Origin of the sequence: Parasedimentitalea denitrificans, from assembly GCF_011813015.1 — a bacterium.
GTDB classification, from domain to species: Bacteria; Pseudomonadota; Alphaproteobacteria; order Rhodobacterales; family Rhodobacteraceae; genus Parasedimentitalea; species Parasedimentitalea denitrificans.
The window spans coordinates 20,419-32,323 of record NZ_QHLQ01000030.1 but is presented as its reverse complement, the minus strand read 5'-3'; the positions used below and the strand labels follow the sequence as shown (position 1 = coordinate 32,323).

General features: G+C 56.2%; 10 protein-coding genes. 7 read left to right on the top strand and 3 right to left on the bottom strand.

All coding sequences use genetic code 11. The features are described 5' to 3' along the window. Nucleotides 1-418: 418 nt before the first annotated feature. From DL239_RS19585 to DL239_RS19570, 4 genes are all read left to right on the top strand, one after another. Nucleotides 419-1,126, top strand: coding sequence for a DUF484 family protein (locus DL239_RS19585; RefSeq protein ID WP_167685797.1), 708 nt, complete (start codon nt 419-421; stop codon nt 1,124-1,126). Beyond that, nucleotides 1,123-2,043 (top strand): tyrosine recombinase XerC, encoded by a 921-nt coding sequence (locus tag DL239_RS19580; protein WP_167685796.1) that lies wholly within the window; start codon nt 1,123-1,125, stop codon nt 2,041-2,043. Before DL239_RS19585 ends, DL239_RS19580 begins: the two co-directional genes overlap by 4 nt. Nucleotides 2,044-2,145: 102 nt before the next feature. Next, the gene (locus DL239_RS19575) at nt 2,146-2,733 is read left to right on the top strand and encodes a cytochrome P460 family protein (protein WP_167685795.1); all 588 of its coding nucleotides are present in this window, start codon (nt 2,146-2,148) and stop codon (nt 2,731-2,733) included. A gap of 140 nt (nt 2,734-2,873) precedes the next feature. After that, entirely contained in the window at nt 2,874-3,581 is a 708-nt protein-coding gene (locus DL239_RS19570) for a CDP-alcohol phosphatidyltransferase family protein (RefSeq protein ID WP_167685794.1), read from the top strand. A 95-nt stretch (nt 3,582-3,676) separates the two neighbouring features. Here the strand turns inward: DL239_RS19570 and DL239_RS19565 are convergent, their stop codons facing one another. Both DL239_RS19565 and DL239_RS19560 read right to left on the bottom strand, forming a co-directional pair. Further along, nucleotides 3,677-4,513, bottom strand: a complete 837-nt coding sequence (locus DL239_RS19565; RefSeq protein WP_167685793.1) for an EamA family transporter — start codon at nt 4,511-4,513, stop codon at nt 3,677-3,679. A gap of 7 nt (nt 4,514-4,520) precedes the next feature. Continuing rightward, nucleotides 4,521-4,973 carry a methylated-DNA--[protein]-cysteine S-methyltransferase gene (locus DL239_RS19560; RefSeq protein ID WP_167685792.1) on the bottom strand — a complete coding sequence of 151 codons (453 nt, stop codon included), beginning with the start codon at nt 4,971-4,973 and terminating at the stop codon, nt 4,521-4,523. Between the two features lie 184 nt (nt 4,974-5,157). Here DL239_RS19560 and DL239_RS19555 point away from each other — a divergent pair, with 184 nt between their 5' ends. Then, entirely contained in the window at nt 5,158-5,592 is a 435-nt protein-coding gene (locus tag DL239_RS19555) for a hypothetical protein (protein WP_206188550.1), read from the top strand. 245 nt (nt 5,593-5,837) lie between these two features. After that, complete coding sequence (locus DL239_RS19550) at nt 5,838-6,476, top strand: hypothetical protein (RefSeq protein ID WP_167685790.1); 639 nt, start codon at nt 5,838-5,840, stop codon at nt 6,474-6,476. A gap of 87 nt (nt 6,477-6,563) precedes the next feature. On the opposite strand, the gene ileS is transcribed toward DL239_RS19550, so the two are convergent. After that, a complete protein-coding gene (gene ileS / locus DL239_RS19545) occupies nt 6,564-9,479 on the bottom strand; it encodes an isoleucine--tRNA ligase (RefSeq protein ID WP_167685789.1) in 2,916 nt (971 codons plus the stop codon). 734 nt (nt 9,480-10,213) lie between these two features. On the opposite strand from ileS, the gene DL239_RS19535 reads away from it, so the two are divergent. After that, on the top strand, nt 10,214-11,890 hold the full coding sequence (locus DL239_RS19535; RefSeq protein ID WP_167685787.1) for a cytochrome D1 domain-containing protein: 1,677 nt from the start codon (nt 10,214-10,216) through the stop codon (nt 11,888-11,890). Nucleotides 11,891-11,905: the final 15 nt, after the last annotated feature.

The following is an 11,905-nucleotide window of genomic DNA, read 5'->3' as shown; positions in this document are numbered from 1 at the left end:
TTACTGCACTTGGCATCCCCAAGACAGAGGCGATAGGCTAAATCCGTCCGGTGTCAGGGGAGGTCCGACCTCAACCCTATTTGTGCAACAAAGCCGCCCAATTCGACAGGTGGAATTTGATCGCTGTGTTCGGTACACATAGCCCTGAACCCTCAGCCAATCAGCGACGGCTTAGCCTGCTCATCAGGTACCTGCACACGAAACAGAGAATGGCCGCTATTCGCCCTTTCCACACCGGCAGATCGATTAATTTGGTTGCGGACACTCGGCCCATCTAACCATGGGAACTATGCCCCTAGTGCCCGACCAGATACCCTAACTTCCAAGATTGCGCAAAAATCTGCCCTCTCGTAAATTTTCCCCACTTTTCGTTAAAACTCGTGTTATAACTTGCCCCAAACCCACTAGAGGTCAGAGCATGAGCAGCAGTCCAGTCCTAGATGAATCCCTCCGTCAAGCTATTGTAGCCAAGCCCGATGCGGTGCTTGACGATCAAACCGCCATGAACGCATTGGTCGCGGCCAATGAGCGCGCCATGGGCGCCAATATCGTTGATTTACGCGGTATTGCCATGGAACGGATGGAGGCGCGGCTGGACCGGCTAGAGGACACGCATCGCTCTGTCATTGCAGCGGCCTATGACAATCTGGCCGGCACCAATCAAATTCATCGTGCGATTCTTGCGCTGATGGATCCAACCAACTTTGAGGATTTCCTGCAAAACCTGCGCGGTGATATCGCTGAAATTCTGCGGCTTGAGGCGGTGACGTTGGTGCTGGAAACAGTGCAGGATGACAGTAATCCTGCCGTAAAGCGCATGGGCGAAGTTTTAAACGTCGTCGAACCCGGCTATATTGATGACTACATCAGCCAGGGCCGTGGCGGCGTCAACCGACAGGTTACTCTGCGACAGATCCAAGGTGGATCACCGCAGATCTATGGCGACAAGGCCGACTGGATCCGCTCTGAGGCATGCCTGAAGTTGGATCTGGGAAATGGCCGCCTGCCCGGCCTGCTGGTGCTTGGCGCCGAGGATCCGCATCAATTCACTCCGCAGCATGGCACTGATCTGCTGACGTTCTTTGGCGACGTATTCGAACGGTCGATGCGTCACTGGCTGTCTTGAGTCTGATCTCACCTGACTGCCGGGATGCCCTGCAAAACTGGCTAGACAACCAAAGTGCGTTGAACGGTGCTGCTGACAATACTCTCGTCGCTTATCGCGGTGACGTGGCAGAGTTCCTGTCGTTCATGACGCTACATTTCGGCAGCCCTCAGGGGTTGGGTGCGCTGCAAACCATCACAGTCAGCGATATGCGCGCATGGATGGCCGAGACCCGAAATTCGGGCACCGGTGCGCGGTCACTGGCGCGCAAACTATCGGCAGTCAAAAGCTTTTATCGCTGGCTGGCCGAACGCGAAGGGTTTGAACCCAGCGCGGTTCTGATGGCCCGCGCCCCCAAATTTCAGAAAAAACTACCACGCCCGCTGGCTGCCGATGCTGCCAAGGCGGTTTTGGATACGGTGGAACACCAGTCTCAATCCGATTGGGTCTCGGCGCGGGATGTGGCGGTGGTGACGCTGCTCTATGGCTGCGGGCTGCGCATCTCCGAGGCGCTGGGGCTGCAGGGCAAGGATGCACCGATTTCAGCCGTGCTACGGATCACCGGTAAAGGCGGCAAGGAACGTGTTGTTCCGGTCATCAAAGCAGCACGCGATGCTGTTGATCGCTATCTGTCCCTCTGCCCTCACCCGCAAGAAAACGACGGGCCGTTATTTCGTGGTGTCCGTGGCGGCGCGCTAAATCCACGACTGATCCAAGGGGTTATGGCCAAGACACGCGCGCAGCTGGGTCTGCCAGCCACCGCGACCCCCCATGCGCTGCGCCACAGCTTTGCCACTCATCTGCTTGAGGCAGGCGGAGATCTTCGGTCAATTCAAGAACTTTTGGGGCATGCCTCGCTGTCGACGACCCAAGCCTATACCGCCGTCGACACCGCACATTTGATGGACGTTTACAACCGCGCCCACCCCAAGGCCTGATCCCGTCACGGGCTTGTGTAGCCAAATACGATGACGATCTGCCGGATCCCGCTAGTTTTGTGAAGCTAAGTCGGTGATTGCAACTCAACGGGAGCCCGCGCCATGAACAGCCTAGTGATATTTGCGGTTCTAATAGCTGTCGCCATCATCGCCGGCACAACCGCTCAGGCGCAGGATTGTCAGGTCTCTGTCACCGATCCCTTTGATCTGACTGAAAGTGATATCGCCCGCATCTACGACTGCATTGGCGATAGAATGGTCGCAGCCTATAGCAAAGGTGGTGACACGGTGGCCAAAAACTATCGCGGCTGGACCGTCACAGCCACCCGCCATGTTGTAGACGGGACCCACGGCAACGGCCTACTACTGACCTACGCCAACGACATTGCGGCTGAACAATACCTTAAATTCGCCGAACAAGGCGTAGTGATGCCAGTGGGCTCGCAACTGGCCAAGGAAAGCATCAGGATCAACGCCACGAAAAATGCAGCCGAGGTTGGGCCACTGACTTTAATGACCAAGCTCGAGACCGGGGCATCGCCAGAGACCGGTGACTGGCTCTATGGCGGTATTCAACCCAATGGGGACCCGATGAGGTTTCAGCAGGCTTCTTGCCACGACTGCCACAAGATCTGGGAGGGTCAGGATTATCTGGGCTACCCGATTGAGGAAGTCCGCATCGGCAACTAGACGCAGCTTTGGACCATGCCAAACAATCGACGGATCAGGCGTGTAACCGCCGGATTTGGAACCGTAACGATACAATGGAAATTGGCTGACCTGATAGCTGGCCCCTTGCAGGCTGGGGGGAAATTCGGCATCACAGTCAAATGACTCCTCAACTCCGCGCCCTTTCCGTCCATTTATTCACCGCAACCGGCGCTGTAATTGCCATGTTGGCGATGCTGGCCGCTGTCGATGAAAAGTGGGACTTGATGTTCCTGTGGCTGGTGGTGGCCTTTGCAGTGGACGGTGTTGATGGGCCCTTGGCGCGAAAATATCACGTCAAACGCTATGCGCCTGAGTTCGACGGCGTGCTGCTGGATCTGATCATCGATTATCTAACTTACGTGTTTATCCCCGCCTTTGCGCTGTTCAATTCGGGGCTAATGGCGGGTTGGACCGGATGGTTTGCAATCATCGTGATCACCTTTGCCAGTGCTATGTATTTCGCAGATACGCGGATGAAGACCAAAGACAACTCGTTTTCGGGCTTTCCCGGCTGCTGGAACATGGTTGTGCTGGTAATTTTTGCTCTGCAACCCAGCCACTGGACCAGCCTGGCACTGGTCACTCTCGTGTCGGTGAGCATGTTTCTACCACTGAAATTTGTTCATCCAGTTCGCACCGAACGTTGGCGGCTGCTGACACTGCCCATGGCTTTGGGCTGGACCTTCTTTGCCGGTTGGGCCGCTTGGGTGGATTTTCATCCGCAAAGCTGGGCGCATTGGGGTTTGGTTGTGACCTCGGTTTACCTGCTGTTCGTGGGCGTTGCTCAGCAGATTATTCCGGTTCAGCGTAAGCTACAGCGCAGCTAATCTATTCGCCCGGTCGTCAGACGGGGCAGCGCCCGACCGTCCCCACGGGAGGGCGCTTTCGCACCCACCCAGGGTCAGGCGCTGCCCTCGACATCTTACAACCGCGTCAGCACCACACCACCGACAATCAACACCGTAGCAACAGCCTTAGCGCGGTCAAACCGCTCGCGGAACACCACAACACCAATCATCACCGCAAACAGAATCGAGGTTTCGCGCAGCGCGGTGACCAGCGCAATCGGTGCCTGCGTCATCGCCCAGACCGCAATCCAATAGGCGCCAAGCGAGGCACCACCCGCCATACAACCGCGCAACCAATCGCGACGTCTGGCAGTGAGCACCGCCCTACCCCGACTTAACAGCCCCCACGACCCAAAGATGATCCCGTCAATCAGGAACATCCAAGCGACAAACACCGTCGCATCGCCCGCCGCCCGTGCGCCCAAGCCATCGATCAGAGAGTAACAAGCCGTCATCAATGCCGAGGCAAAGGCAAACCGCAGCATGTGCTGGCTCTCGCCATTGCTGAACACGCCCCGTGCCATTGCGATGATGCCGGTGCCCAGCGCAGCAATCCCTAGATACTCCAGTATCGCCAACTCATCAGACAGAAAGAACACGCCAACTAAGGCCACCAGCATCGGCGCCAGCCCACGGGCGATAGGGTAGACCCGGCTGAGATCACCATGCTCATAGGCCGAAGTCAGGAAAAACTTGTACAGCGAATGCACCAGCCCAGACGCCAACAACCACAACCAGACCTGCCCACTGGGTAGCGGCAGAACCAGTGTCATCATCAGACCAATTGCACCCTGCGACGTTGACATGATGAACATCGCTTGAAACTTGTCACCGCCGGTTTTGACCAGCGCGTTCCAACCCGCATGCAGAAAGGCCGCGAACAAGACCGCCAGGAAAATCGTCGCGCTCATGCAGTCCTCAAATCAGTAACCCAGCGGCGCCTTCGTGCTTCAGCAGCTCTACTTTGGTCTCAACACCGCCATCGCCGGAAAAGCCACCCAGCCCATTGGCCCCCAAGACCCTGTGACAGGGGATAATCACTGGGATCGGATTGGCCCCACAGGCATTGCCCACAGGCTGCGCTGCGCCACCCAGATCACGGGCGATATCACCATAAGTCCGAGTTTTGCCAAACGGGATCGCCGACATGGCATCACAGACGGCACGCTGAAAATCTGAACCGTCGACATGAAGGGGCAAATCAAAATCCTGCAGTTCACCGGCAAAATACGCCCTTAGTTGGTCACAGGCCTGATCCAATAATGCCGTCCCCTCATCACCATCCGCAGACCAGCGAAGACGCACAATGGCGCCGTCTTGCTCTTCGACAGAGAGCGTTCCGACAGGTGTATCTAGTGAAGCAAAGGGCATGGGCGCACCCTCATCCATTCCTAACGGCAGTACAAGACCCACAATCGTTAAGCTGAATGTTAACGGTTACGCCGACCAACCCGATATGGCCGCACCCCACGCGCCCCGCGCGTTAACCTTTATTACGATTACGCCCCACTTTTGTTAAAATTCAACTAAACATTAGGAATGATTTGAAACCAAGGTGGCACAAATGATCGCGGCAATCTCTCCCAGCATCAGCTTTTACACCCCAGCTCAGCAGCCTCCAAAGGCTGAGTTGGTTCAAGCTGATGTTGTTGCCAAGGCCGAAGAGGCCAAGATCATCACCCGTGAAACCGCTGAAGCCAAGACCGCGCAGGATTCCCTCCAGATGTACCTGCAAACAAAGTATGTTGGTCCGGCGCGTTCAACCGCACGGATGGCCGCGCTTGGCAACGGTTACGAACAGGCGCTGCAGGCCCATTACACCGGCCCTGCCCGCGAGATGGCCCGCCAAGTCGCGCTGGGTGCCGAACTTGGCGCCTCTAAAGCTCAGGCGGAAGTTCAGGACATGTTGTCGGGCACCCACGCAGGCCCAAAGCCTGCCAGCGCCATTGCCGCTGATGAATATCGTCAGGCCATGAAGGCGATGCACTAGTTACGGCATTATTGCTGAAATTAGGTTGTTCAGTACGCGCAGTTCGTAAACACATCCATCTCTCACCGTAAATTACGTTCTGCATGGCAGGGTTTTCTCTGCACGATTACGGGGCCTTACAAATTTCATAAAAATTTTTCGTAAACGGTTGGACGGACACCCGGCCGTTTCAGCCGCTTTTTAAGGAGTTTCGCCCAATATGCAGTCATAGCTCACTCAGAGCACCCTGTTATTGGAGAAACACCATGCATTCTGTCTCGGCAGTCGGCGGTCTGGGCCAGACCCACAAAATGGCGATGCAAAACCATCAACCCGGTCCACCGGATCACGCCAAACAGCCGGGCCCCCCGGATCATGCCAAGGCCTGGGGCTGGCGCGCTCAGCAACCGCAAGAGCCAACCACTGGCGACACCACACCGGTGACTGACACACCTGTAGTTGATCCAACTGCGCCGACAGGTATTTCCAGCCTGCTAAGCGGTGCATTTGGTGAGATCAGCATCAATATCGCCAGTGTGAATGGCGAGTTTGAGATCGAAGTCGAAATGGAAGACGGCGAGCTGAGCGTTGAAATCGAGACTAACGGTCCCGGTGGTGAAATCGACATCGAATTCGTGATGGGCGAACATGGCGGTATCAAGGTCACGTTCGAACAGGACGATGCCGGTGAGATCACGCTGAACGCAGCAAATGTGGTTGCCGAAGATCCGCCAATCACTGTTGAAACCACCCCCATGGCATCTGTGGCCCCGGCAGTTGAACCCAGCACCGACGCCGATATGGAATCGCTGATTGTTGGCCTGATTTCGGGTGAGACAGCCACATCAGACGTGAATGCCAGCGCCGAGTATAACGAAGTGCAGGCCTTGTTCGGCCAAGGCTAAATGAAAACGCCCCGGCCAAAAGCCGAGGCGTCATGATCATCTGATCAAACAGGCTGCCCCATTGGGGCAGCTTTGTTGTTTTTGGGCTTAGCCCAGCGCCTCGTCACAGCGACCGCAAACATCGCCGTGGCTGTGCTGACCAACGTCTGGCAGAATCTTCCAGCACCGCTGGCATTTCTCGCCTTCGGCTTTTTCAAACACAACCGAGATGCCGTCGACTTCAGGCATGCGGAAGGCTTCGGCCGGGGCTGGGTCACCGCTGAGCACCACATCGGATGTGATGCAGATGTCGGCAAAGTTGACCGACGCCAGTGCAGCACGGACTTCATCATCACGCACATGCACCACTGGCGATGCTTCGAGCGACGCACCGATCACCTTGTCGGTCCGCTGGATTTCCAGCGCCGAGGTCACCACACGGCGAGCTTGACGGATACCGGACCATTTGGCGGCCAGCGGTTCGTTCAGCCAGTCACCCGGGGTGTCGGGCATATCGGTCAGGTGGATCGAGCTGTCATCGCCTGGGAAACGTTCCAGCCAGACTTCCTCCATGGTGAAGACCAGGATTGGCGCCAGCCAGCGGGTGATGCGGTGGAACAGCAGATCCAGAACGGTGCGCGCGGCACGGGCGTTCAGTGTGTCACCGTCGCAGTACAACGCGTCCTTACGCACATCAAAGTAGAACGACGACAGATCAACCGTGGCAAAGTTAAACACAGCTGACAGCACCCCCTGGAAATCAAACGACTGGTAGCCAGTACGCACTTTGTGATCCAGTTCGGCCATACGGTGCAGCACCCACTGCTCCAGTTCGGGCATATCCTCGGGTGCAACGCGCTGATCTTCCGAGAAGTCGCCAAGCGAACCGAGCATATAACGCATGGTGTTGCGCAGGCGGCGATAACTGTCGGCGGTGCCTTTCAGGATTTCCGGGCCGATCCGCTGGTCAGCGGTGTAATCGGTCTGGGCCACCCAAAGGCGTAGGATGTCAGCGCCGTATTGCTTGACCACGGTTTCCGGCACGATGGTGTTGCCCAGCGATTTGGACATCTTCATGCCCTTGGCATCCAGCGTGAAGCCGTGGGTTACAACATTACGGTACGGCGCGCGGCCCTTGGTGCCACAGGCCTGCAACAAGGATGAGTGGAACCAACCACGGTGCTGGTCGGTGCCTTCCATGTAGACATCGGCGATGCCGTCCTTGGTGCCATCTTCGCGGTCGCGCAGCACAAATGCGTGGGTCGAACCAGAGTCGAACCAGACGTCGAGCACGTCAAACACCTGCTCCCACTCATCCGCGTTGTAGTCATCACCAAGGAAACGTTCCTTGGCACCGTCCATATACCAAGCGTCTGCACCTTCAGCCTCAAACGCGGCAACAACGCGGGCGTTCACGGCGTCGTCGCGCAGCAGGAAGCCCTCGTCCGTTGGCAACAGACCCTTTTTGATAAAACAGGTCAGCGGAACACCCCAGGCGCGCTGGCGCGACAAAACCCAGTCAGGGCGGGTTTCGATCATCGCGTGCAGACGGTTGCGGCCCTTGGCCGGGGTCCATTTGACCAGTTCGTCGATCGAGGTCAGGGCACGGTCGCGGATGGTTTTGCCGTAAGTGTCTTGATCGTCACCGATTTCACGATCCACGGCAGCAAACCACTGCGGCGTGTTGCGATAGATGATCGGAGCCTTGGAACGCCACGAGTGTGGATAGCTGTGCTTGATCTTGCCGCGTGCCATTAGCCCGCCAACCTCGACCAGTTTGTCGATGATCTTCTTGTTGGCATCACCCTCGCCACCCTTGCGGTTCAGGATATAGGTGCCACCAAAGAACGGCAGTTCAGCGCGGAAACCTCCGTCGTCCATGACGTTATAGGTGATCATCTGCTCTAGCATGCCCAGATCACGATAGAGTTCGAATTCTTCCATACCGTGGGATGGGGCACAGTGCACAAAACCTGTACCTTCGGTGTCGGTCACAAAAGGCGCGGCGCGGAAGTCGCGCAAGCCGTCCCACTCACCGTTGGAGCCTTCGGCACCATGCAGCGGGTGCTTTAGGCCTACACCTTCGAGGTCTTCAACAGGTACATCTGCAACGCGGGTGAACTGATCTTCACCCAAGCGGGCGCGCTTCATCACTTCGGCGGCCAGATTGTCGGCCAAGATGTATTTTTCGCCAGCCGCAACCCAGGATTCTTCGGGTGTACCGGTGACTTCGTACAGGCCATAGGCAATGTCCTGTCCAAAGACGACCGCCTTGTTCGATGGAATTGTCCACGGGGTGGTTGTCCAGATCACCACCTGAGCGCCGGAAAGCTTGTGGTCTTCATTGGCCACTTTGAACTTCACCCAGATGGTAAAACTCTCTTTGTCGTGGTATTCGACTTCGGCCTCAGCCAATGCGGTTTTTTCAACCGGGGACCACATCACGGGTTTTGAGCCCTGATACAGAGTGCCGTTCATCAGGAACTTTTGGAATTCACCAGCAATCACCGCCTCGGCGTGGTAGGCCATGGTCAGATATGGATCGTCCCAGTTGCCAGTGATGCCCAAGCGCTTGAACTCTTCGCGCTGGATGTCCACCCAGCCCTCGGCAAACTTGCGGCATTCCTGACGGAAGTCGACGATATCGACATCGTCTTTGTTCTTGCCCTTCTTACGGTACTTTTCCTCGATTTTCCATTCGATCGGCAGCCCGTGGCAATCCCAGCCCGGCACATAGCGCGCGTCATAACCCATCATCTGGTGCGAGCGCACGATCATGTCTTTGATGGTTTTGTTCAGCGCGTGACCGATGTGCAGGTGGCCGTTGGCGTATGGAGGGCCATCGTGCAGCGTGAACGGCTCACGACCTTCTTTTTCGCGCAGGCGATCATAGACGCCAATCTTGGCCCAACGCTCCAGCCACTGGGGCTCGCGCTTGGGCAGGCCAGCGCGCATTGGGAAATCGGTTTTGGGCAGGTTCAGCGTGGATTTGTAGTCAGGTGTTTCAGGCGTGTCGGCGCACATGGGTGGCGTCCTTATCGATGGTCTGTTCGGAATGTCGAAGCGATCGGTGCGAGGTCTCAAACACCTTGGCCCGGCGTCTCATGGATCAGAGAGCCGGGGATATAATTCGAATAATGGCTGCGGCGGAGAACACGGGGCCGACCATCCTTGGATTATGAGCGTTTCGCGACATGAGATGCTATCGACGATACTTTCAGCTGTAATTCACCCAGCAGATACCCCACGTCGACTGGGAAGTCTAGCGACTGACAGTGCCGAGTGGATCTGCCGCGGTTTTGAGCTTTCACATGAAGAACAGGCCACACCTGAACGGGTATTTCGCGCCGCTGTCGGTGGGTTGAAATGCCAGCCGTCCGCCGACCTTGGAAAGGTCTGCCTGGGCTCAACCACGCACCACTGGTGCATCGAGACGGCTGACAAATTGATGCCACAACATCCTGACGGTGATGTCAGGGTACCATGACCCAATACCGGTTCTGCCGTTCACCAGCCTCACCATAAGATGGCGACGACAAGACCGAAGAGCCCGCGTTTGGTACCAAAGCTATAGATCTCAGCCGGAGACCGTTCCTTATCCAAAGTCAAGCGCCACAAGAAAAGCACGTGGGTACGGATCATTTGATAATTTTGCCAAACCGATCACGAATTCGAGAGTGCATTTAACGAAAGTCAAGGACCGCGAGTGGGAATCCTACTCAACTCTGACCTGCCTCACCAGCAAACGGAGAGTGATCATGTCGCTTGGAATCACCTATACTAAAGCCCGTCGGACACTTGGAGTCGGCTTTGCATTGCTGCTCGGCTCCACTGCCGCGCCCGTACTTGCGGAAGGCCCTACTCTGAGTCAGGAAGCCTTTGACGCATCGAAGCAGCTGTATTTTGAACAATGCGCTGGTTGTCACGGTGTGCTACGCAAAGGCGCCACCGGTAAAAACCTTGAGCCGGTTGTAAAAACAACCAAAGCCGATGGCACCGTCGTTGAAGGCGGTACATTGAAGCTGGGTCAGGAACGTCTTGAAAAAATCATCGCCTGGGGAACCGAAGGCGGGATGAACAACTTTTCGGACATCATGACCGAAGACCAGATCCGGGATATGGCAACCTATATCCAAATGGATCCGCCAAAACCGCCAGAAATGTCGCTGGCGCAGATGGAAGCCACCCGCAAGATCTATGTGGAAGAAGCTGACTACCCAACCGAGCCGCTACACGGCCGCAACTGGGAAAACTTCTTTGTCGTTATCGAACGTGACGCTGGTAAAGTGGCCGTCATCGACGGCGACACCAAAGAAGTTCTGGTTCACATCCCGACCGGCTACGCCGTTCACGTGATCAAAGCATCCGAGCACCACTCGATTTCTGAGCCTGAGAACCCCGGCCGTTTCTGGTACACAATGGGTCGTGACGGCAAGATGACCAAGATCGACCTCTGGCAGACACCAGACAAGATGTTGGTTTCGGAAGTCAAAGTTGCCTATGACGCACGCGACGTAGCCGTATCCGGCGACGGCAAGTACATCATTGGTGGAGCGTACTGGCCTCCACACTTCGTGATCTCAGACGCTGTCACAATGGAACCGCTGAAAGTTGTTTCGACACGCGGCGTGAACACCGAAGGTGACTATGTAGAAGAAGCCCGCGTGGCCGCGATCTACACCACACCGCACGAGCCAACATGGCTGGTGGCTGTGAAGGAACTGGGCCAGATGTGGCAGGTCGACTATTCTGACCTGGACAACCTGCGGATCGACAAGATCGACACCTCGCGCTTCCTGCACGATGGGTTCTTTGATCCAACAGGTCGTTACTTCCAGATCGCCGCAAACGCGTCGAACCAGATGGTTGTTGTTGATGCCAAAGAGCGCAAGCTTGAAGCGATCATCGACACTGCCGCACTGCCGCACCCTGGCCCTGGCGCCAACTGGATCGACCCGAACTGTGGTCCTGTAGCCGGTACAACTCACCTTGGTGTTGGTACTGTTACAGTCTGGGGCAACGATCCTGAAGGTCACCCTGATCAAGCTTGGAAAACCTGCTACGAAGTCGAAACTGACGGTGCTGGCCTGTTCATCCGGACACACCCGAATTCTGACTACTACTGGGCTGACCAAACTAAGCACCCAGAGCCAGAAATTCAGCAATCGGTTCAGGTAATCTCGAAAGAGACTGGTGAGATTGTGAAAACAATCCAGGTCACTGACACTCCAGGTACCGCAGCTGTACACTTTGAGTTCAACGCAGATGGTACTGAAGTTTGGGTTTCCAAATGGAACATGTCTGACTCGCTTGAGCCAAATGGTGAGATCGTAATCTACGACGCAAAAACTCTTGAAGAGATTGGCCGCGTCAAAGGTCTTTACGCTCCGACTGGTAAGTTCAACGTGTTCAACCGCTCGAACCACGTCACATAACGTGAACTGACACTC